The sequence below is a fragment of the Bradyrhizobium sp. HKCCYLS2038 genome (genome assembly GCF_051167655.1).
Lineage (GTDB): Bacteria > Pseudomonadota > Alphaproteobacteria > Rhizobiales > Xanthobacteraceae > Bradyrhizobium.
The window spans coordinates 582,439-602,543 of record NZ_JBNPTM010000001.1 but is presented as its reverse complement, the minus strand read 5'-3'; the positions used below and the strand labels follow the sequence as shown (position 1 = coordinate 602,543).

Genomic DNA, 20,105 nt, shown 5'->3' with positions numbered 1-20,105 from the left:
TCCGGCGATCCGACCGTCGCGTATGTTTTCGGCAGGCAGACCCCGGCCCGAGCTAACCGCCGGGCCGTCAAGTTGTTCCGATGCGGTACGGCTTTTTTGAGTTCGGCTCAGAGCAGCGAAGCTGTCAACGCTGTAGCCCAGGGTCCGGATCAGTGAAAGGTATCGGGCGCCTCACCACGGTTCACGCGGGCGGCTTGAGCCCGCCCTTGGCTTCGATGAAGCCGATGATCCGGTCCAGCCCTTGGCTCTTCTTCATGTTGGTCATAACGAAAGGGCGTTCGCCGCGCATGCGCTTGGCATCGGTCTCCATCTTCTCGAGGGAGGCGCCGACATGCGGTGCGAGATCGATCTTGTTGATCACCAGCAGGTCGGAACGGGTGATGCCCGGACCGCCCTTCGAGGGAATCTTGTCGCCGGCCGCGACGTCGATGACGTAGATGGTGATGTCGGCCAGTTCCGGCGAAAAGGTCGCGGCGAGGTTGTCGCCGCCGGATTCGATCAGCACGAGGTCGAGGCCGGGAAATTTCGCCCGCATGTCCGCCACGGCCGCGAGATTCATCGACGCGTCCTCACGGATCGCCGTATGCGGACAACCACCGGTCTCGACGCCGGCGATGCGGTCTGGCGTCAACGAGCCGGAGCGGACCAGATATTCCGCATCCCATTTTGTATAGATGTCGTTGGTGATCGCGGCGATGTCGTAGCGCCCGCGCATCGACTTGCAGAGCAGGTCCATCAGCGCGGTCTTGCCCGAGCCGACCGGACCACCGACGCCCACGCGAAGCGGACCATGAGACGAAGCCATAGCATTTGTCCTTCTGTCGTCCCGCATCAGCCGGGACCAGTAACTCACATTTCAAATTACCGCGCTGGGTCGTCGCCCGCGCTATCGACTCGAACGAAGCGTCCGCTCATCGCCTCGACGAGATGACGAGCGCGCATCTCACGAACGGAACAACCTCGTGTACTGGGTTTCGTGGCGGAGGCTGGCGAGGTCGGCCCTGAACGTCGCGCTGCCGATGTCGTCGAGCGCGGCTGACGAGGCCCGGGCGGCCGTTGTCCCGACCACCGGCTCGAGCGCCGCCAGCACACGCTGACTGTCGGTCTGCCCCAGCGGGATCAAACGGCTGCCCGCCGAAATCCAATTGGAGGTCACGGCATGAAGGAAGGCCTGCAACAGCAGTCGCAACGGGACTGCGTGCACGGCACCGACCAGTCCAACGGCGACGGGATAGACGATGGTCTCGCATCGCGCGACCGCCTCATCGAGGCCTGCGCAGTTCCAGGCGGAGCGTGCAATCTCGATGAAGGCGCGTCCTTGCGCGCTGGTTTCCAGTTGGCGCTCACGCGACGGCACGAAGGCGGCCGCAAGCTCAGCGACGTCGCGGAGACCCTCGGCATCGTTGAGCTCGACCGCCCGATGCGCGTGCGCGAGAAACACCGCGTCACAAAAGCCCGAGCCGTCCGTGAGCATCGTCGCGAGCCAGCCGCGCAGCGAGGCGGCATCGACGATGTCGCCGGCCTCGACCGCCCATTCGATTCCGCTGGAATAGGAGAAACCGCCGACCGGGAAGGCCGGGGACAGCCACGTCATCAACCGGTAGAGCGCCGCGCTGTCCGTGTCGATCATAGCGACCGGGGAGCTCGGCCGCTCACTTGTGGTCATGAGCATGGGAATGACCATGGTGATGATGGTCGTGGCCGCAATGCTCATCATGCTCATGATGGTCATCATGCGCGTGGCCGTGATCATGGCCATGATGCGCATGCGCGTGGCCGGCATGATCGTGATCATGGCCATGGTGATCATGCTCATGATGATCATGGCCGTGATGGTCGTGGTCATCATGGCCGTGGGCATGACTGGGCTCGGCGTAAGCGCCACCCTCGGGATCGAACGGCGCCTCGATCTCGAGCACGCGGGCGCCGAGACCCTTGACCATCGCCTCGATCACGTGATCACGGCGGATGCGCAGGCTCTTGGCCATGATCTGGGTCGGCAGATGCCGGTTGCCGAGATGCCAGGCGAGCCGCACCAGATGGTGCGGGTCGCTGGCGCGGATCTCGAGCAGCGGCTCTGCTGCCCCGACAACCTCGATCAGCCGGCCATCTTCCAGCACCAGCGCATCGCCACCGCGCAGCGCGGTGGCGTGCTCGAGGTCGAGCAGGAACTCGAGCCCGCGCGTGCCCGTCATCGCCAGACGGCGCCGGTGCCGATCATCGAAATCGAGCAGGACGGAATCGGCTGCGGCCTCTTTCCAACGATGCTGGCCGAGCACGCGCGTGGCGCGGATCATGCTGAAATCCTCATTCTGTTATTCCGCTCAGCGGACATCGACCTTCTCGGGCGTGATGATCTCGATCTTGGGCGGCGCGGCCATGCATTTCACCGCGACGCGACCGAACGTCTTCATGTGCTCGGTGGCGCGATGCGGTACCAGCGCCTCGGCGTTCTCCCACTGCTCGACAAAGACCATCTTGCTCGAATCGGTGACGCTCTCATGCAAATCATAGGCGATATTGCCGGGTTCCTGGCGCGTGCCCGCAATGCAGGCCGTCGCGGCGGCGATGAATTCGGCACGCGTTTCGGGCTTGATGGTCAAGGTGGCAACGACATAGATCACGAAGCAGTCCTCCCGGTACGTTTCTGGTTCTGGGTACCGGGGGGAAGTTTAGAACATGAAATAGCGCTGCGCCATGGGCAGCACCTCGGCTGGCTCGCAGGTCAGAAGCTCGCCGTCGGCACGCACCTCGTAGGTCTCCGGGTCGACCTCGATGTTCGGCGTCGCGTCGTTGTGGATCATGCTCTTCTTCGAGATCCTGCCGCGGGTGTTCTGCACCGCATAGAGCTTCTTCGAGAGGCCGAGCTTGCGACCGAGCCCGCCGGTCACGGCAGCCTTCGAGGTGAAGATCACCGACGACGCCGTCAGCGACTTGCCGAAGGCGCCGAACATCGGCTGGTAGTGCACCGGCTGCGGCGTCGGGATCGAGGCATTGGGATCGCCCATCGGCGCCGCGACGATTGTGCCGCCCTTGATGACGCAGTCCGGCTTGACGCCGAAGAACGCCGGCGACCACAGCACGAGATCGGCAAGCTTGCCCTTCTCGACCGAGCCAATCAGCTTCGACACGCCATGGGCGATCGCCGGGTTGATCGTGTACTTGGCGATGTAGCGCTTGACGCGGAAATTGTCGTTGTCCTTGCCCTTGTCCTGCGGCAAGGCGCCGCGTTGCTTCTTCATCTTGTCGGCGGTCTGCCACGTCCGGATGATGACCTCGCCGAGCCGGCCCATCGCCTGCGAGTCCGACGACATCATCGAGAGCGCGCCGAGATCGTGCAGGATGTCCTCGGCCGCGATGGTCTCCTTGCGGATGCGGCTCTCGGCAAAGGCGAGATCTTCGGCGATCGACGGATCGAGATGATGGCAGACCATCAGCATGTCGAGATGCTCATCGATGGTGTTGCGCGTGAACGGCCGCGTCGGATTGGTCGAGGACGGCAGCACGTTCTTCAATCCCGCGACCTTGATGATGTCAGGCGCGTGGCCGCCGCCGGCGCCTTCGGTATGGAAGGCGTGGATGGTGCGGCCCTTGAAGGCCTTGATGGTGTCCTCGACGAAGCCGGACTCGTTCAGCGTGTCCGAGTGCAGCATCACCTGGACGTCGTAGTCATCGGCGACCGAGAGGCAGTTGTCGATCGCGGCCGGCGTCGTGCCCCAGTCCTCGTGCAGCTTCAGCGCGCAGGCGCCGGCCTTGATCATCTCGACCAGCGCGGCCGGACGCGAGGCGTTGCCCTTGCCTGAAATGCCGAGATTGACCGGGAAGGCGTCGAACGACTGCATCATCCGGCCGATGTGCCACGGGCCTGGTGTGCAGGTGGTGGCGAAGGTGCCGTGCGACGGGCCGGTGCCGCCGCCGAGCAGCGAAGTGACGCCCGACATCAGCGCGTGTTCGATCTGCTGCGGGCAGATGAAATGGATGTGGCTGTCGAAGCCGCCTGCCGTGAGGATCTTGCCCTCGCCCGCGATCACGTCGGTGCCCGGGCCGATCACGATCGTCACGCCCGGCTGGATGTCGGGATTGCCGGCCTTGCCGATCGCCGAGATCATGCCCTCCTTGATCGCAACGTCGGCCTTCACGACCCCCCAATGATCCACGATCAAGGCATTGGTGATGACGGTGTCAGCGGCGCCCTGCTTGTTGGTCGCCTGCGACTGGCCCATGCCGTCACGAATGACCTTACCGCCGCCGAACTTCACCTCCTCGCCATAGGTGGTGAAGTCCTTCTCGACCTCGATGATCAGGTCGGTATCGGCCAGCCGGACCTTGTCGCCGGTGGTCGGGCCGAACATGTCGGCATAGACGGAACGCTTGATCTTGACGGACATCATTGGCCCCTATGGAGTTTGTGTTCGCGTAGCGCTGCAGGAGTCACGGCATCCCGCCTTTGCACAGGTCGATGAACTTGCCGACCTCGTCGAGTCCGACCTTGAACTCCTCGTGGACCAGAACATTGCCGAGTTTGAATTCAAGCACGCCCTCGCGCCTGAAGCGGTCGAACGACTCGTCGTTTCCGAGAAGGCTGTACTTGTAGTGCCACCCGTCGTAAGAAAAAACGAGATCGACAACAGGGTCAATGTGGTGGAGGTCCGGCTGCACGTGAATTAACGGCGGCTGCCCAGTTCGAACGAACTCGGCCATTGCGATGCGCAGGTCGTCCGTGGCTTCGCCATAAACGTCGATAAATCCCATTGCTCTCGTGCAAGAAAACTCCGGCAGAACGAGACTGAGTTCGTTAGTATCGGCGATAGCGAGGAACAGCTTTGTTTCTTGATCAAACATGCGCCAGCGCTTCTCGCCGGCCCTTGCATCTGCCAAGCCGGCGGCGAGCACGATGCATATCGAAAGGGCGCAGCTGATTGTCGCAGCCTGGACACGACGGTACAGGGTCACAGCGTCCCCCGCGCATTGGCAACGGTCTCATCGAACAGCGCATCCAGCCGTGCGTTCACGCCGCGGCAGCCGGCGACGACCTGCTCGGCCCAACCGACATACTCCATCAGCTCGAGCTGCTGCTCGAGATCCGGCTCGAAGACGATGCGGGCGCGGATGTTGCTGATCTTGTCGGCGATCTTGATCTGCTTGGCGTCGTCGGACTTGCCTGGAGCCGCGATGATCTGGACGGCACGCCGCTCGCTCTTCGGCAGCGTCATGTCGTCGGTGACCTCCTCGACCATGCCGGCGACGCGTCCCCCAAAGCGCGCCGACAATTCGTCGGCCGCCGTATCGGTATCCTCGATGACGTCGTGCAGCCAGCCGGCCGCGACCAGCTCGGCATCCTCGCCGTTGCAGCCGACCGACAGGATGTTCGCGACCTCGGCGAGATGGTTGATATACGGCTCCTCGTCGCGCCCTTTGCGCTGCTGGCCGGCATGGCGGCGCGCCGCCAGCTCGGCCGCTTCTGAGACGAGGCGCAATCCGGTCAGCATCGTTCTACAGCTTGCCCATGACGTCGCCACGGAAGCCGTACACGGTGCGCTTGCCGGCGAGCGCAACGAGCTGCACCTCGCGGGTCTGGCCGGGCTCGAACCGCACCGCCGTGCCGGCGGCGATGTCGAGCCGCATGCCCCTGGCTTTCTTGCGATCGAACTTCAGCGCCGGATTGGTCTCGAAGAAATGGTAGTGCGAGCCGACCTGGATCGGCCGGTCGCCGGTGTTGGCAACCGAAATGGTCACCGTCTTGCGGCCGGCATTGAGCTCGATCTCGCCGTCCTGGATGAAGAGTTCGCCGGGGATCATGTGTTACCTCGCATGTTTCCACTGCGTCATGGCCGGGCTTGTCCCGGCCATCCACGTCCCACCTTTCGGATCAGAGGGCGTGGATGCCCGGGTCAAGCCCGGGCATGACGGCCAAAATGTTTGTGCTCACCTCACCGGATCGGCTCGTGCACCGTGACGAGCTTGGTGCCGTCCGGAAACGTCGCTTCGACCTGGATGTCGTGGATCATCTCGGGGATGCCCGGCATCACCTGGTCGCGGGTCAGGACCTGGGCGCCGGACTGCATCAGCTCGGCCACGGTGCGGCCGTCGCGAGCGCCTTCCAGGATGAAGTCGGAGATGATCGCGACCGCCTCGGGATGGTTGAGCTTGACGCCGCGCTCGAGCCTGCGGCGGGCCACGATGGCGGCCATCGAGATCAGGAGCTTGTCCTTTTCGCGGGGAGACAGGTTCATGCGGACTCTCTGGTGATCGTCTTCTGGATAATCGTTGGTTCGTAAACGTCTAATTCAGCCACAGCCGCGGCAGCGGCACGGGCGAGGCAGAGCCGAGCACCGCCATCATGTCGGCGCGCAGGCTCGCGGCATCTTGGGCACAGAAGCGCGCCATTGCAAATCCATTCCAAGCGGATAGTCCGGCCTCTCCCTGGAAGGCCGGCAGGCTCTCCCTGATGCGCTCGACCAGCGCAGCCTCTGCCGGTACGATCAGCGCCGTCCCAATGGCCGCCCCGCCGTTGGCGATGGCCGGTCGAGCGAGCTTGTCGCCGATGTCGCCGTCGAGACGGACCGTCTCGGCAAACACGAGCTTGCCGCCACGGCGCAGCCGCCAGCGATCGACGAACTCGCCCTCACGCATGCGCTCGCCCATGGCGGTGCGGCCGAACACGACGATCTCGCACAGCAGCAGCGAGGCCGTGTCGGCGAGCTCGATGTCGATGCGGCGATGGATACGGGCGCGGTCGAACAGGATGGTCTCCTGCGGCAGCCAGGAGATGCGCGCGCCGGCCGCAGCTGTCAGTGCAATGTCGAGTTCGGCGGGCCTGCCGGGAGCACGATAGACCTTCTCGGCCGCTGCGCTCGACAGCGTGATCCGCGTGCCCTCGCCGGCTGCAACATCGACGGCGAAGCGATCGCCGCCAGCGATGCCGCCGGCCGTGTTGACGAACATCGCCGAGAGACCGTCGTCCTCGGGCGAGGGAAAGCGGACGCGCAGCGAGCCTGACTCATGGAGATGATGGCGCCGCGTCACACCGTCCTGCAGCCGCACGTCGAAGCGCACCGCGCCGCGGGCGCGGTTGGCCTCGAAGATGTCAGCGGTTGCACTGACGGGATCGGCCGGCATCGATCCCCTCCCCCTGGGATCAGACGCGGCTGAGGCCGCGTCGACGTGACTGGATGACGATCACAGCGCCATCTGGCGGCTGATCTCGGCCTGATCGAGATTGGCGCGGGTGCAGGTGAACTTCACCGCGCCACGATCCATGACCGCGAAGTTGTCGCCGAGTTCGCAGGCAAAGTCGAGATACTGCTCGACCAGCACGATGGCGATGTTGCCGAGATTGCGCAGATAGGAGATGGCGCGGCCGATGTCCTTGATGATCGAGGGCTGGATGCCCTCGGTCGGCTCGTCCAGCAACAGCAGTTTGGGCCGCATCACCATGGCCCGGCCGATCGCGAGCTGCTGCTGCTGGCCGCCTGAGAGGTCACCGCCGCGTCGGCCGAGCATCGATTCCAGCACCGGAAACAGCGAGAACACGTCGTCCGGAATGCTGCGGTCGGCGCGCTTGAGCGGGCCAAAGCCGGTCTTGAGGTTCTCCTCGACCGTCAGCAGGGGAAAGATCTCGCGGCCCTGCGGCACGAAGCCGATGCCCTTGCGGGCCCGCTCATAGGGCTTGAGGTGAGTGATGTCGCTACCGTCGAAGGTGATGGAGCCCGAGGCCAGCGGATACTGCCCGACCAGCGCCCGCAGCAGCGAGGTCTTGCCGACACCGTTGCGGCCGAGCACGCAGGTGACCTTGCCGGGCTCCGCCGCGATCGAGACGCCGCGCAGCGCCTGGGCGGCGCCGTAATAGAGGTTGATGTCCTTGACGTCCAACATCGCCTTAGCGCCCCAGATACACTTCGATCACGCGGTCGTTCGACGACACCTGATCGATGGTGCCCTCGGCCAGCACCGTGCCTTCGTGCAAGCAGGTGACCTTGACGCCGAGCTCGCGCACGAAGGTCATGTCGTGCTCGACGACCATGACGGTGTGATCCTTGTTGATTTGCTTCAAGAGCTCGGCGGTCTGATGCGTTTCCACATCGGTCATGCCTGCGACTGGCTCGTCGACCAGCAGCAGCTTCGGATCCTGCGCCAGCAGCATGCCGATCTCCAGCCACTGCTTCTGGCCGTGCGACAGGCTGCCCGCAAGCTTGCGGCGGACGTCCTTGAGGCGCACGGTCTCGAGCACGCGGTCGATCTGCTCGGCCTCGCCCCTGGAGCCGCGCCAGAACAGCGTACCCTTGACACTGTGGTCGACGTTGAGCGCGAGCAGCAGATTGTCCTCGACCGACTGGCTCTCGAACACTGTCGGCTTCTGGAACTTGCGACCGATGCCGAGCTCGGCGATGCGGGTCTCGTCCAGGCGCGTGAGGTCGGTCTTGCCGTCGAACAGCACGGTGCCCTCGTCCGGCTTGGTCTTGCCGGTGATGATGTCCATCATCGTGGTCTTGCCGGCGCCGTTCGGGCCGATGATGGCGCGCATCTCGCCGGGCTCCAGCGTCAGCGAGAGATTGTTGATGGCGTGGAAGCCGTCGAACGAGACGTGCACGCCGTCGAGATAAAGCAGCGACGAGGTCGCGCGGGTGTCCATCACGTTCACGGGCTCACTCCGCCATCTTGGGTTCGGTGACGCCGTCCTCGCGGGCGGCACTGTCGGCGTTCGGCGTCTTAGTGCCGAGTTGGTCCCACCACGTATTGAACGTGCCGATGATGCCCTTGGGCAGCAGCAGGGTGACGAGGACGAACAGCGCGCCGAGCATGAACAGCCAGTACGGAGCCAGCACGCCGGAGGTGAAAAACGTCTTGGCGTAGTTCACCACGACGGCGCCGAGCGCCGCGCCCACCAGCGTGCCGCGACCGCCAACCGCGACCCAGATCACCGCCTCGATCGAGTTGCCAGGCGCGAACTCGCTAGGATTGATGATGCCGACCTGCGGGACGTAGAGCGCGCCGGCCACGCCGGCCATGCAGGCCGACAGCGTAAACACGAACAGCTTGTAGGACTCCACCCGATAGCCGAGGAAGCGCGTGCGCGATTCCGCATCGCGGATCGCGATCAGCACCTTGCCGAGCTTCGACGACACGACGGCACGGCAGATCAGGAATGCCAGGATCAGCGCCAGGCAGCTCAGGGCGAACAGCGCGGCGCGGGTGCCCTCGGCCTGGACGTTGAAGCCGAGGATGTCCTTGAAGTCGGTCAGGCCGTTGTTGCCGCCGAAGCCGAAATCGTTGCGGAAGAATGCGAGCAGCAGCGCGTAGGTCATCGCCTGGGTGATGATCGACAGATACACGCCAGTGACGCGCGAGCGGAAGGCGAGCCAGCCGAAGCAGAAGGCGAGCAGGCCGGGCACCAGCAGCACCATCAGGACCGCGAACCAGAACATGTCGAAGCCGTGCCAGTACCACGGCAGCTTGGAGTAGTTCAGGAACACCATGAAGTCCGGCAGGATCGGATTGCCGTAGACGCCGCGGGTGCCGATCTGACGCATCAGATACATGCCCATCGCGTAGCCGCCGAGCGCGAAGAACGCGCCGTGGCCGAGCGAGAGGATGCCGCAATAGCCCCAGATCAGGTCGATCGACAACGCCAGGATCGCGTAGCAGACATATTTGCCCCACAGCGCGACCAGATAGGTCGGGACCTGCAGCGCAGAACCGGCCGGCAGCAGCAGGTTGGACAGCGGGATCAAGATGCCGCAGGCAGCGACCACGAGCACGAAGATGGTCGCGGCGCGGTCCAGCGACCTCGTCAGCAGATGCGGCATCATGCTTCCACCGCCCGGCCCTTGAGCGCGAACAGGCCGCGCGGGCGCTTCTGAATGAACAGGATGATCAGCACCAGGATCGCGATCTTGCCGAGCACGGCACCGGCAACAGGCTCCAGGAACTTGTTGGCGATGCCGAGCGAGAAGGCGCCGACCAGGGTGCCCCAGAGATTGCCGACCCCGCCAAACACCACGACCATGAATGAATCGATGATGTAGCTCTGGCCGAGGTTCGGGCTGACATTGTCGATCTGCGACAGCGCCACACCGGCGATGCCGGCAATGCCGGAGCCGAGTCCGAAGGTGAGCGCATCGACGCGCGAGGTGGCGATGCCCATCGAGGCCGCCATGCGCCGGTTCTGCGTCACCGCGCGCATTTCGAGGCCGAGCGCGGTGTAGCGCAGCATGGCCAGCAGGATGGCGAACACCGCCATCGTGAAGCAGAGGATCCAGAGCCGGTTGTAGGTGATGGTGATCTGTCCGAGTTCGAACGCGCCGCTCATCCAGGAGGGATTGCCGACCTCACGGTTGGTCGGACCGAACGCGGTACGAACGACCTGCTGCAGGATCAGGGACAGACCCCACGTGGCGAGCAGCGTCTCGAGCGGCCGGCCGTAGAGGAAGCGGATGATGCTGCGCTCGATCAGCACGCCGATCGCGCCGGCCACCAGGAAAGCGAGCGGAACGGCGATCAGCAAGGAATAGTCGAACAGCGCCGGATAGCGGGTGCGGATGACCTCCTGGACCACGAAGGTGGTGTACGCGCCGAGCATCACCATCTCGCCATGAGCCATGTTGATGACGCCCATGACGCCGAAGGTGATGGCCAGCCCGATGGCAGCCAGCAGGAGCACCGAGCCGAGCGACAGTCCATACCAGGCGTTCTGCACACCGGACCAGATCGCGAGCGAGCCCTGGATCGACGAGATCGCGCTCGCCGCCGCCTTGGCGACGTTGGCGGGTTGATCGCCGCCGCTGACCTCGGTGAGCAGGGCCAGCGCCTCCTGGTCGCCGCGCGATTTCACCGTCGCGACGGCTTCGAGCTTGTCGACCTCACTGGCGTCGGACTTGAACAGCAGGATGGCGGCACGCGCCTCGCTGAGCGCCTGCTTGACCGCACGATTGGTCTCCTTGGCAAGCGCCGATTCCACGGTCGGCAGCGTCGCCTCGTCATGCGACTTGAAAACGGATTTCGCCGCGGTCAGCCGGGTGTTGGTGTCCGGCGACAGCAGCGTCAAGCCGCCGAGCGCGGCATCGACGGTGCGGCGCAGCCGGTTGTTGAGGCTGACAGCGGCTGCGTTGTCCGGCAGCTTGTCGACGTCAGCGCCTGTGGCGGCGTCGATGATCTTGCCGTCGCCCTGCTTGACATAGACCTTCTTGGTCTCGGCATCGAACATCAGCCGCTCATCCTGCAGCGCGCTGATGATCGCGTAGGCCAGCGGGTTGCCGGACACGGCGATCTCGCCCACCGCATCGTCAGTGTCGGAGAAATCATCGTTGGCGAACTTGGCGACGGACTCTTCGAAGCTGGCGGCGAAAGCCGGAGCGGTCGCGACTGTCAAGGCAATCGATAGAACAAGGCCGCGCAAAAGCGCGAGAAAAATCGCAGGCACTGGATAACCCCGGCAGGAGTTCAGGAGGTCAAGAGAAGGCGGCAAGACTGCCGCCTTCTCAAGTCGTAACGACGTCGTAAGGCTCAGATCAGGTGCCCGAGCCCAGGCACTTGTTGGTCTTGGTGTTGAAGTTGCCGCACTTCTTGCCGACCCAGTCGCCGATCAGGTCCTTGGAGCCCTCGAGCTCCTTCGACCAGGCGTCGCCCGGGACGAGATCCTTGGTCTTGTAGACGACGCTGAACTGGCCATCGCCCTTGATCTCGCCGATGAACACCGGCTTGGTGATGTGGTGGTTCGGCAGCATCTTCGACACGCCACCGGTCAGGTTGGGCGCTTCGATGCCCGGGAGAGCGTCGATGACCTTGTCCGGATCGGTCGACTTCACCTTCTCGACCGCCTTCACCCACATGTTGAAGCCGATCACGTGGGCTTCCATCGGGTCGTTGGTGGTGCGCTTCGGATTCTTGGTGTAGGCCTGCCACTCCTTGATGAACTTCTCGTTCGCCGGGGTCTTGATCGACTCGAAGTAGTTCCAGGCGGCGAGATGGCCGATCAGCGGCTTGGTGTCGATGCCGGCGAGCTCTTCCTCACCCACCGAGAACGCGACGACCGGGATGTCCTTCGCCTTGATGCCCTGGTTGCCGAGCTCCTTGTAGAACGGAACGTTGGCGTCGCCGTTGATGGTCGAGACCACGGCGGTCTTCTTGCCGGCCGAGCCGAACTTCTTGATGTCGGCGACGATCGTCTGCCAGTCGGAGTGACCGAACGGCGTGTAGTTGATCATGATGTCGTCCTGAGCCACGCCCTTCGACTTCAGGTAGGCTTCCAGGATCTTGTTGGTGGTGCGCGGATAGACGTAGTCGGTGCCCGCCAGCACCCAGCGCTTCACCTTCTCTTCCTTCATCAGATAGTCGACCGCCGGGATCGCCTGCTGGTTCGGCGCCGCACCGGTGTAGAACACGTTGCGCTCGCTCTCCTCGCCCTCGTACTGGACCGGGTAGAACAGGATGCTGTTGAGCTCCTTGAACACCGGCAGCACCGACTTGCGCGACACCGAGGTCCAGCAGCCGAAAACGACCGAAACCTTGTTCTTGGTGATCAGCTCGCGCGCCTTCTCGGCGAACAGCGGCCAGTTCGAGGCGGGGTCGACGACGACGGCCTCGAGCTTCTTGCCGAGCACGCCGCCCTTCTTGTTCTGCTCGTCGATGAGGAACAGGATCGTATCCTTCAGCGTGGTTTCGCTGATGGCCATGGTGCCGGACAGAGAATGCAGAACGCCGATCTTGATGGTGTCGTCGGCGGCCATCGCCGGGCCAAAGCCGGCTGCGCCGAGTGCCAGGCCGGCAGCAGCAGCCAGCCAGCGACGGCGGCTGAACGGCGCCGTTAATTCCTGAGTGAGTCGAGTAAGCATGCGATAATGTCTCCCTGACGCAGACAAGCTTTGCAGCCAAGGCGGCCGTCGGTCTGCGGCGGAAGAATCGCAAGAAGCGTGCCATGCCGGGCGCTTCTGTTAAGTCTTTGTTTCAAATATCGAACTCGTCACAATCGCGACGGAAGGTCGCAACCACCTGCCTAAGGCTCGTGCAAGCCCGCTGATTAATCAGCCGGCAGGAAGCGCACAAAATATGCACTTTGTTTCGACTGGCTAAATTTAGAGCAGCAGAGTACCAGCCCATTCGCCAATCCGTTGCGCAACGGCCTTGAAAGTGCCGTCCACCTGTTCCATATACCTGATAGATCGAGGCGAATCGGCCGGATCTCTGCAAGCCGCGTGTTCTTTGGCTCGACTCGAGCTTCTGGCTTTGCATCCTCACCAATCCAATCTAGGCGCTCCAAACACGCGGGTGTCTCTTTGATCACCCACCCGCGTTCGGCTGCCTGCCGACCCGGGCCTTATCCTCTTATGGAAAGCCCAGTCTTTGACATCCTTCCAGGATTTTAACCTCGCCGACGCGCTGACGCGCGCGCTGAAGGAAGAGAACTACACCACTCCCACCCCGATTCAGGCCCAGACCATTCCGCTCGCGCTCGAAGGCCGCGACGTGGTCGGGATCGCGCAGACGGGAACCGGCAAGACCGCCTCGTTCGCGCTCCCGATCCTGCATCGCCTGATGCAGAACCGGATCAAGCCGCAGCCGAAGACGGCGCGCGTGCTCGTGCTGAGCCCGACGCGTGAGCTGTCGGGCCAGATCCTCGACAGCTTCAACACCTATGGCCGCCACATCCGGCTGAGCTCGGCGCTCGCGATCGGCGGCGTCCCGATGGGGCGCCAAGTCCGCGCCGTCATGCCGGGTCTCGAGGTGCTGGTGGCGACGCCGGGGCGCCTGCTCGACCTGGTCCAGGGCAACGCCCTGAAGCTGAGCCATGTCGAATTTCTCGTGCTCGACGAAGCCGATCGCATGCTCGACATGGGCTTCATCAACGACATCCGGAAGATCGTCGCCAAGCTGCCGATCAAGCGGCAGACGCTGTTCTTCTCGGCGACCATGCCGAAGGACATCGCCGAGCTCGCGGACGCGATGCTGCGCGATCCGGCGCGGGTGGCGGTGACCCCGGTCTCGTCGACCGTCGAGCGCATCGCCCAGCGGGTCATCCAGGTCGATCATTCTGCCAAGCCGAGCCTGCTGGCTCAGCTGCTCAAGGGCGAGCCGGTCAACCGCGCGCTGGTGTTCACGCGCACCAAGCACGGCGCCGACAAGGTCGTGAAGAGCCTGGAAAAGGCCGGCATCCCGGCCCAGGCGATCCACGGCAACAAGTCGCAGAACCACCGCGAGCGCACCCTGGCGGCGTTCCGCTCCGGCGAGATCCGCACGCTGGTGGCAACCGACATCGCGGCGCGCGGCATCGACGTCGACGGCGTCAGCCATGTCGTCAATTTCGACCTGCCGAACGTGCCCGAGACCTACGTCCACCGCATCGGCCGCACCGCACGCGCCGGCGCCGAAGGCGTCGCGATCTCGCTGGTGGCCGGGGCGGACGAGATGTCCTACCTGCGTGACATCGAGCGGCTGATCAAGATCTCGCTGCCGCGCGACGACCGCCGCACGCCGGGTCACCGCGAAGCAGCCCCGGCGGCCAAGCCGCAGCAGCATCGTGGCGGCCGTCCTGGCATGCAGAATGCGCGGCCCAACGACGGGGGCAACGCCGCAAAAGGCCCTCGCGGACGTCGCCGTTCCAATGCTAAGGTGGCGTCTCTGCCAGGCAATCGTCAGGAGCCCCAACGTCCGTCGCAAGGCGGCGGCAAGGCCGGGTCGATTCAGGGCGTTGCTTTCCTGCATCGCGAGGGCAGACCCAAAAACCACGCTCAAAACCGCAACCACCGGCCAAACTAGACGTCTATCGATCTGGAGAAAGACATGGCTAAGGAAGAGCTGATCCAGTTCGAAGGGCTGGTCACCGAAATCCTTCCCGACGCGCGCTACCGCGTGCAGCTCGACGCTGGGCACGAAATCGTCGCCTATACCGCCGGCAAGATGAAAAAGAATCGCATCAAGACGCTCGCGGGAGACCGCGTGACCGTCGAAATGTCGCCCTACGATCTGGAAAAAGGCCGCCTGATCTTCCGCCACAAGGACGAGCGGCCCAGCAGCCCGGGTGGCCCCCCACGGGGTGGGGCGCAACGGGGCGGGCAGTTTCGCCGCCGCTGAGTTGCCGTCGCTGGGCGGAACATTGTTCCGCCCATTTGGGCATGATCATATCTTGCGCAATCAGCGCGTCGGCCCCCTGGCCGGCGCGGTAAAAAATCATGCGCGCCCACGCACCTCAGGATTGTTTTGCGCGCCCATTTCCAATAATATATGCGGCAATCGATTTTCGGCCGGACGAGATTAGCTATTACCGGTACAGCCGGTTCAGACGCTGACGACCCTTCCAAAAATTCGATCTAACCAGCCCAGGATCCTGGGTTACGACATTTGATATCTGAGAAGGGAACTACCCCCGTGAGCATGGGAACCGTGAAGTGGTTTAACGCGACCAAGGGCTATGGCTTCATCCAGCCGGACGACGGCGGCAACGACGTGTTCGTGCACATCAGCGCCGTCGAGCGCGCTGGTCTCGGCACGCTGCGCGAAGGCCAGAAGATCTCCTACGAGATCGTGGCTGACCGCCGTTCGGGCAAGTCCTCGGCCGACAATCTCCGCGCGGCCAGCTGAGCTGCGTGAGACGATCGCCAGATCGTCCCCGACCAAAACGAAAGGCCGCCTCGGGCGGCCTTTTTCATGTCTGCTGTTGTGTCTGCCGAGCCGTGCCTGCTGTTCAGCTGCCGTCCCCGATCGACGAGGCGGGATCACGCGCGGCGATATGAGGCTCAGCAGCTCGTCTTGGGAGAGTAGTACACGCAGGTCGACTGCCGCGGACGCGTGTAGGCGACGTCGCCGAGATTGATGCCGGTCTTGGCCATGACGTAGCCGATCGTCGGCACGTACTGATAGGTCACCTCGCTGAAGATCAGATAGGTGCCACTGACCAGCAGATCCGCCGGCACGCCCACCGTCGTTCCAACCGCTCGCACCGCCGACCCTTTGCTCCACACCACGGTCGCCTGCTTCGATGTCGGATCGACGTAGAGCTCGGTGATCGTCGCGTTCACCGGCGATGTCGCGTACGGATACATGATGCCGGTCGAGGCCGCGAAAAAGTTCGACATGTCGCTGTCGCCAACCGTGGTCGATTGCGACGTCAGGTCGGAGAGCGTTCGCGCCATCAGGGTGACCTTGCGGTCGACGGCGATCGCCGAGCAGAACTCCACGGTGCCGAAGAACATCACCAGCATCAGCGGCACGATGAACGCGAATTCGGTGGCGGCCACGCCGCTCTTGTCGGCGCGGAACGCGCCGAAGCGACGCAGCAGGCGGCTCTTCAGATTCCGACCGTGCATGACAGTTCCTGCCGGGTTCATGAGTAGGGCTCGTTCTTGAAGGCGGCCGTACCGACCAGTAGCCGCTTGCTGCCGGACAGGTTCGCGATGTTGTAGCCGAGCTGGGTCACGAAGATCGGCCATTGATAGAACAGCCGGACGACGACGATATCGCCCGCGGCCCCGGGGCTGTAGGTCATGTTGTTGATGAAGTTGCCGGAATTGTCGATCTGGCTGCTGATCGAGACGTCGGCGAATTTCGAATAGCTCTTCACGTCGATATAGATCTTCGCGCAGCTGAACAGCACCGAGACCGAGGTCTTGTTGCAGACGTAATCCGAGAAATCCTGCTGGCTGTAGCCGCCGCTCTGGGCCTGTCCGGTCAGGATCATGCGCGCCGAATCCTGCGTCGCAGTCTCCAGGACCTGATTGGCGAAGAACATCAGGGCCGTTTCGATGATGGCGAACAGCAGCGCAAAGAAGATCGGCGCGACCAGCGCGAATTCGAGGGCGGCCGAGGCTCGCCGGTTGCGCCGGAATCGACGCACCAGCCTGCAAAAGGAGCCGGTCGAGGACGCTTGCATGAGATCATCCGAATATGAGAAGGCACATCAACCTGGGTGAAAGAAATAGCGGAAACTTGTTGGCAAAGAGTTTCCTACAATCCGAACAGGCTGGGGCCGTTCGTCAACCATCCGCTAACCACGTACGACGCTGCCGCCGCTTCCGCCTGCCGCCGCGCCCGGCGTGAACGCGATGCGGCCCCGAAAGGGGCCGCCTGATTGCGCTCCATGACGCATCACTGCAGTGAAGGAAGCGCCATGCCAGCTCTGCCGCAGGGCTCAATTGGTCTTTGCTGCGCCGGACGCCGCGCTGCCGCTCGCGGTGCTCGACATCGTTCCGGCCTGATCGAGCGCCGACTTGAAGAAGGTATCGCCGTCTCCGAGGGTAACCCGGCGCTGACAGACCGGCATGCAGCTATAGGTCTCGCGATCCACGCCACGATAGATCGTCACCAGCCGATCGGTCGGGCCGGCGACCTGGATCTGGCGATCGACCAGCACCTGGCCGGCGCGGTCCATGGCGATGAAGTTGGTGGCGCCGTAGCTCTTGCCGGTGACGACGATGATGCCTCCGCTCTGCAGCGTCACGTCGGCAATCATCGGATTGCCGACCACCAGGGTGGCGACCTTGTCGGGCAGCTTGACCAGCTTTGCCTGGTCGACGTTCACGGCGATGGCAGGATCGGGATCGGCCGAGGCAGCGGCCGGCCACAGCAGCATGACGGCCGCCACGGCGCACCATGCGAGGGAAAGACGAGGACGACGCACACTGAACGACATTCTAGAACCCCGGGACATTGACGAGCCGTCTCAAGCGATACGCAGCGGTGACGGCGCCCGACGCGGCAAATCTGCGCTCAATTGGTGAACGATCTGCAAACACCAGTCGCTCCCTTTAAGCGTCCGCTTCACCGCTCAGCGGCGGAACGGGAAAGCGAGCTGACCCGCGAATTCGCCGGGCATCGCGGCTTCGTCCTTGCCGTAGCTCTCGGGCAGCCGGCCCTCCGGCATCCGGAACGTACCGAACAGGATGTCCCAGAGCGGGAATGTGCCGGCGAAATTGGTGTTGCCGCCTTCCTCGAGCGAGGTGTGATGCCAGCGATGGAAGACCGGCGTGGCCAGGACATATTTGAACGGTCCGAGCGTCCAGCTGAGATTGGCGTGCACGAAGGCGGAGTGGAAGGTCGTGAACGGACCGACCCAGATCATCACGTTCGGCGAGATCCCCGCCATCAGCAGCATCACATCGACGACGATCGTGCCGAGGATCAGGTTGATCGGATGAAACCGCGCCGCCGAGATCCACTCCAGGTCCTCCGATGAGTGGTGGACGGCGTGATATTTCCAGAACTCGCCACCGTGGAACAGCCGGTGCGTCCAGTACAGCATGAAATCGGAGAGCACGAGGAACAGCAGTCCCTGCAACCATTCCGGCAATTGCGCCAGCGGGCCATGACCGTTCTCGTAGAACGCGATCAATTCATCGGCGTCGTGGATCTTGAAGACCACCCCCGCGCCGAGCACCAGCAATCCGATCCGGAGCACGCGCGCGAACACCGGGACGAAGAACCAGTAGACCATGTCGGTGACGAGCTCGCGCTTCTGCCACCACGGCTTGCCCGGATTGCATGCCCAGAAATGGCTTAGCACCGAAAAGACGACGGCCAGACACAGCGTGATCGGCAGGACCTTCTCGATGGTCTGGCCGAGCATCAGCGCGACCTCCCATGGCAGACCGGACATAACGTGCCTCATCTCATGAACTTTCCCGAGGCGTACTCCGTCGCGCTTAAGGAGCCGTGAACCGCGCGGCGACGGTGTTGACGGAGCGGACGACACCCAACCGCAAGTGCGGGCACGACTCAAATGTCACTGGTCGTCTTACACGCGAACGGATCGAGAGCGTCTGCCGCCCTTCCGTAGCGCTGCGGTTAGCCAAGAACCGGCTGAAACCGCCGCGTGGAAAAGTTTCAAATTTTTGTCGCGCACTTCAGCCAAAATTTACTCTGCACAACAACTGCCATTTGTCCCTGAGTTTCGCGGACCGAATTAACTACGCCGAAATGCCTCACGCCTAGGGTAACCCGCATGGTCACGGTGCTGAGAACGCCGCTACGACCAAAATTTGTTCGACCAGCCACGTGTACATGGAGTTACCTATGAAGAATCTTCTTGCTCGCTTCGTGAAGGATGAATCCGGCGCGACCGCCATCGAATACGGCCTGATCGCTGCCGGCATCTCGCTCGCGATCATCGCGGCCGTGAACGGCCTCGGCACCAGCCTGAGCTCCAAGTTCGGCCAGATCAACACGTCGCTCAAGTAAGCGGTCGTCACGATCGAGCAAAAAAGGCCCCGGCGATCCGGGGCCTTTATTGTTTTGAGTTTCCTGACCGGTGGCGTTCAGTCATGCGTAACCACGTTTTGCCCGCCGCTACATCCAGGCGGCCCCTCAGCCCGGCCGATGCGACGACACGCTGGGTGTGCCTGGCCCTGGGTCTGTCGATCATCGCGCTCGCCGCCCGGATCCTCAGCCTGCTGTAATTCCCGCCGGCCTGCCCGCCCGGCCGTTTTCCGATCATTTAGGTCTTCCCGCTAGGTTCGGGTATCAGCGCATCCCGCGCCGGCCAACGCCGTCGGAACTCATGACCCTCGATCTTGCGCGCCTTCTGCTGTTTCCGGCCTTGATGGCGTTCGCCGCGGCGAGCGACCTGTTGACGATGACCATTTCGAACCGGGTCTCGCTGGCTCTGATCGTCGGGTTTGTGGTGCTGGCACCGCTGAGCGGCATGGGCTTCCAGGACATCCTGTCTCATCTCGGGGCGGGAGCAGCCCTGCTCGCCATCGCCTTCGCATGCTTCGCATTCGGCTGGATCGGCGGCGGCGACGCCAAGGTTGCGGCCGCGGCTGCCCTATGGTTCGGCTTTGCACATTTGATGAACTACCTGCTCTACGCATCGATCTTCGGCGGCATTCTCACGCTCGTGCTGATGCAGTTCCGGCAGTGGCCGCTGCCCTATATGCTGGCCGGACAGTCGTGGCTTGCGCGGCTGCACGCCAAGGACAGCGGCGTGCCCTACGGCATTGCGCTCGCGTTGGGCGCATTGATGGTCTATCCGAACACCGACTGGGTGAAGGCGATCGACGCCGCGCGCTTCGCGATGCCCTGATACACCGTGTGAACGCGGTGTTAAGGCGATTTAGATACGCCTCATTAACCATGCTTTGACGAATAACTGCTCAACTCCCATTACGGCGGCGGAAGCG

The 20,105-nt window shown here is 63.5% G+C and carries 24 protein-coding genes; 5 read left to right on the top strand and 19 right to left on the bottom strand.

The window, feature by feature from the left end:
• Positions 1-181 precede the first annotated feature (181 nt).
• The 15 genes from ureG to urtA all read right to left on the bottom strand — a co-directional run bounded on the left by ureG (position 182) and on the right by urtA (position 12,830).
• A complete protein-coding gene (gene ureG / locus ACQR1I_RS02685; protein ID WP_434865629.1) occupies positions 182-805 on the bottom strand; it encodes an urease accessory protein UreG in 624 nt (207 codons plus the stop codon).
• A gap of 138 nt (positions 806-943) precedes the next feature.
• Positions 944-1,666, bottom strand: a complete 723-nt coding sequence (locus ACQR1I_RS02680) for an urease accessory protein UreF (RefSeq protein ID WP_434865901.1) — start codon at positions 1,664-1,666, stop codon at positions 944-946.
• Entirely contained in the window at positions 1,653-2,297 is a 645-nt protein-coding gene (locus tag ACQR1I_RS02675) for an urease accessory protein UreE (protein WP_434865628.1), read from the bottom strand. Before ACQR1I_RS02675 ends, ACQR1I_RS02680 begins: the two co-directional genes overlap by 14 nt.
• A 27-nt stretch (positions 2,298-2,324) precedes the next feature.
• Positions 2,325-2,624 (bottom strand): putative quinol monooxygenase, encoded by a 300-nt coding sequence (locus ACQR1I_RS02670; RefSeq protein WP_434865627.1) that lies wholly within the window; start codon positions 2,622-2,624, stop codon positions 2,325-2,327.
• Between the two features lie 48 nt (positions 2,625-2,672).
• Positions 2,673-4,388 carry an urease subunit alpha gene (gene ureC / locus ACQR1I_RS02665; RefSeq protein ID WP_434865626.1) on the bottom strand — a complete coding sequence of 572 codons (1,716 nt, stop codon included), beginning with the start codon at positions 4,386-4,388 and terminating at the stop codon, positions 2,673-2,675.
• 43 nt (positions 4,389-4,431) lie between these two features.
• Complete coding sequence (locus ACQR1I_RS02660) at positions 4,432-4,893, bottom strand: hypothetical protein (protein WP_434865625.1); 462 nt, start codon at positions 4,891-4,893, stop codon at positions 4,432-4,434.
• Positions 4,894-4,949: 56 nt separating this feature from the next.
• Positions 4,950-5,489, bottom strand: coding sequence for an HD domain-containing protein (locus ACQR1I_RS02655; RefSeq protein ID WP_434865624.1), 540 nt, complete (start codon positions 5,487-5,489; stop codon positions 4,950-4,952).
• 4 nt (positions 5,490-5,493) lie between these two features.
• On the bottom strand, positions 5,494-5,799 hold the full coding sequence (locus ACQR1I_RS02650; RefSeq protein ID WP_434865623.1) for an urease subunit beta: 306 nt from the start codon (positions 5,797-5,799) through the stop codon (positions 5,494-5,496).
• A 131-nt stretch (positions 5,800-5,930) separates the two neighbouring features.
• Positions 5,931-6,233, bottom strand: coding sequence for an urease subunit gamma (locus ACQR1I_RS02645; RefSeq protein WP_006612146.1), 303 nt, complete (start codon positions 6,231-6,233; stop codon positions 5,931-5,933).
• 49 nt (positions 6,234-6,282) lie between these two features.
• Positions 6,283-7,119, bottom strand: a complete 837-nt coding sequence (locus tag ACQR1I_RS02640) for an urease accessory protein UreD (protein WP_434865622.1) — start codon at positions 7,117-7,119, stop codon at positions 6,283-6,285.
• Between the two features lie 60 nt (positions 7,120-7,179).
• The gene (gene urtE, locus ACQR1I_RS02635; RefSeq protein WP_434865621.1) at positions 7,180-7,875 is read right to left on the bottom strand and encodes an urea ABC transporter ATP-binding subunit UrtE; all 696 of its coding nucleotides are present in this window, start codon (positions 7,873-7,875) and stop codon (positions 7,180-7,182) included.
• A gap of 4 nt (positions 7,876-7,879) precedes the next feature.
• Positions 7,880-8,641, bottom strand: a complete 762-nt coding sequence (urtD, locus tag ACQR1I_RS02630) for an urea ABC transporter ATP-binding protein UrtD (RefSeq protein WP_434865620.1) — start codon at positions 8,639-8,641, stop codon at positions 7,880-7,882.
• 4 nt (positions 8,642-8,645) lie between these two features.
• Positions 8,646-9,809, bottom strand: a complete 1,164-nt coding sequence (gene urtC, locus ACQR1I_RS02625) for an urea ABC transporter permease subunit UrtC (protein WP_434865619.1) — start codon at positions 9,807-9,809, stop codon at positions 8,646-8,648.
• Entirely contained in the window at positions 9,806-11,368 is a 1,563-nt protein-coding gene (urtB, locus tag ACQR1I_RS02620; protein ID WP_434865618.1) for an urea ABC transporter permease subunit UrtB, read from the bottom strand. The genes urtC and urtB overlap by 4 nt, the downstream gene beginning before the upstream one ends.
• A 139-nt stretch (positions 11,369-11,507) precedes the next feature.
• The gene (urtA, locus tag ACQR1I_RS02615; RefSeq protein ID WP_434865617.1) at positions 11,508-12,830 is read right to left on the bottom strand and encodes an urea ABC transporter substrate-binding protein; all 1,323 of its coding nucleotides are present in this window, start codon (positions 12,828-12,830) and stop codon (positions 11,508-11,510) included.
• Between the two features lie 508 nt (positions 12,831-13,338).
• Here urtA and ACQR1I_RS02610 point away from each other — a divergent pair.
• The 3 genes from ACQR1I_RS02610 (at position 13,339) to ACQR1I_RS02600 (ending at position 15,573) form a co-directional block, all read left to right on the top strand.
• The gene (locus tag ACQR1I_RS02610) at positions 13,339-14,751 is read left to right on the top strand and encodes a DEAD/DEAH box helicase (protein WP_434865616.1); all 1,413 of its coding nucleotides are present in this window, start codon (positions 13,339-13,341) and stop codon (positions 14,749-14,751) included.
• Positions 14,752-14,775: 24 nt separating this feature from the next.
• Positions 14,776-15,066, top strand: coding sequence for a translation initiation factor IF-1 (gene infA / locus ACQR1I_RS02605; RefSeq protein ID WP_434865615.1), 291 nt, complete (start codon positions 14,776-14,778; stop codon positions 15,064-15,066).
• Between the two features lie 294 nt (positions 15,067-15,360).
• The gene (locus ACQR1I_RS02600; protein WP_011440687.1) at positions 15,361-15,573 is read left to right on the top strand and encodes a cold-shock protein; all 213 of its coding nucleotides are present in this window, start codon (positions 15,361-15,363) and stop codon (positions 15,571-15,573) included.
• 155 nt (positions 15,574-15,728) lie between these two features.
• On the opposite strand, the gene ACQR1I_RS02595 is transcribed toward ACQR1I_RS02600, so the two are convergent.
• From ACQR1I_RS02595 to ACQR1I_RS02580, 4 genes are all read right to left on the bottom strand, one after another.
• Positions 15,729-16,298 (bottom strand): TadE/TadG family type IV pilus assembly protein, encoded by a 570-nt coding sequence (locus ACQR1I_RS02595; protein WP_434865614.1) that lies wholly within the window; start codon positions 16,296-16,298, stop codon positions 15,729-15,731.
• A 17-nt stretch (positions 16,299-16,315) separates the two neighbouring features.
• Complete coding sequence (locus ACQR1I_RS02590) at positions 16,316-16,861, bottom strand: TadE/TadG family type IV pilus assembly protein (RefSeq protein WP_434865613.1); 546 nt, start codon at positions 16,859-16,861, stop codon at positions 16,316-16,318.
• Between the two features lie 258 nt (positions 16,862-17,119).
• A complete protein-coding gene (locus tag ACQR1I_RS02585; RefSeq protein WP_434865612.1) occupies positions 17,120-17,560 on the bottom strand; it encodes a pilus assembly protein N-terminal domain-containing protein in 441 nt (146 codons plus the stop codon).
• Between the two features lie 195 nt (positions 17,561-17,755).
• Positions 17,756-18,583 (bottom strand): sterol desaturase family protein, encoded by an 828-nt coding sequence (locus ACQR1I_RS02580; protein WP_434865611.1) that lies wholly within the window; start codon positions 18,581-18,583, stop codon positions 17,756-17,758.
• 416 nt (positions 18,584-18,999) lie between these two features.
• Here ACQR1I_RS02580 and ACQR1I_RS02575 point away from each other — a divergent pair, with 416 nt between their 5' ends.
• Positions 19,000-19,164 (top strand): Flp family type IVb pilin, encoded by a 165-nt coding sequence (locus tag ACQR1I_RS02575; RefSeq protein ID WP_434865610.1) that lies wholly within the window; start codon positions 19,000-19,002, stop codon positions 19,162-19,164.
• A gap of 319 nt (positions 19,165-19,483) precedes the next feature.
• Entirely contained in the window at positions 19,484-20,008 is a 525-nt protein-coding gene (locus tag ACQR1I_RS02570; RefSeq protein ID WP_434865609.1) for an A24 family peptidase, read from the top strand.
• Positions 20,009-20,105 lie beyond the last annotated feature (97 nt).

Excerpts from the sequence above, each read along its gene's own strand:
- ACQR1I_RS02650 (WP_434865623.1), bottom strand. The coding sequence starts at position 5,799 with ATGATCCCCGGCGAACTCTTCATCCAGGACGGCGAGATCGAGCTCAAT.
- ACQR1I_RS02575 (WP_434865610.1), top strand. The coding sequence starts at position 19,000 with ATGAAGAATCTTCTTGCTCGCTTCGTGAAGGATGAATCCGGCGCGACC.
- ACQR1I_RS02680 (WP_434865901.1), bottom strand. The coding sequence starts at position 1,666 with ATGACCACAAGTGAGCGGCCGAGCTCCCCGGTCGCTATGATCGACACG.
- urtE (WP_434865621.1), bottom strand. The coding sequence starts at position 7,875 with ATGTTGGACGTCAAGGACATCAACCTCTATTACGGCGCCGCCCAGGCG.
- ACQR1I_RS02585 (WP_434865612.1), bottom strand. The coding sequence starts at position 17,560 with ATGCTGCTGTGGCCGGCCGCTGCCTCGGCCGATCCCGATCCTGCCATC.
- ACQR1I_RS02645 (WP_006612146.1), bottom strand. The coding sequence starts at position 6,233 with ATGAACCTGTCTCCCCGCGAAAAGGACAAGCTCCTGATCTCGATGGCC.
- ACQR1I_RS02590 (WP_434865613.1), bottom strand. The coding sequence starts at position 16,861 with ATGCAAGCGTCCTCGACCGGCTCCTTTTGCAGGCTGGTGCGTCGATTC.
- ureG (WP_434865629.1), bottom strand. The coding sequence starts at position 805 with ATGGCTTCGTCTCATGGTCCGCTTCGCGTGGGCGTCGGTGGTCCGGTC.
- ureC (WP_434865626.1), bottom strand. The coding sequence starts at position 4,388 with ATGTCCGTCAAGATCAAGCGTTCCGTCTATGCCGACATGTTCGGCCCG.
- ACQR1I_RS02675 (WP_434865628.1), bottom strand. The coding sequence starts at position 2,297 with ATGATCCGCGCCACGCGCGTGCTCGGCCAGCATCGTTGGAAAGAGGCC.
- urtC (WP_434865619.1), bottom strand. The coding sequence starts at position 9,809 with ATGATGCCGCATCTGCTGACGAGGTCGCTGGACCGCGCCGCGACCATC.
- ACQR1I_RS02580 (WP_434865611.1), bottom strand. The coding sequence starts at position 18,583 with ATGTCCGGTCTGCCATGGGAGGTCGCGCTGATGCTCGGCCAGACCATC.
- infA (WP_434865615.1), top strand. The coding sequence starts at position 14,776 with ATGGCTAAGGAAGAGCTGATCCAGTTCGAAGGGCTGGTCACCGAAATC.
- ACQR1I_RS02570 (WP_434865609.1), top strand. The coding sequence starts at position 19,484 with ATGACCCTCGATCTTGCGCGCCTTCTGCTGTTTCCGGCCTTGATGGCG.
- ACQR1I_RS02640 (WP_434865622.1), bottom strand. The coding sequence starts at position 7,119 with ATGCCGGCCGATCCCGTCAGTGCAACCGCTGACATCTTCGAGGCCAAC.
- ACQR1I_RS02655 (WP_434865624.1), bottom strand. The coding sequence starts at position 5,489 with ATGCTGACCGGATTGCGCCTCGTCTCAGAAGCGGCCGAGCTGGCGGCG.
- urtA (WP_434865617.1), bottom strand. The coding sequence starts at position 12,830 with ATGCTTACTCGACTCACTCAGGAATTAACGGCGCCGTTCAGCCGCCGT.
- ACQR1I_RS02595 (WP_434865614.1), bottom strand. The coding sequence starts at position 16,298 with ATGCACGGTCGGAATCTGAAGAGCCGCCTGCTGCGTCGCTTCGGCGCG.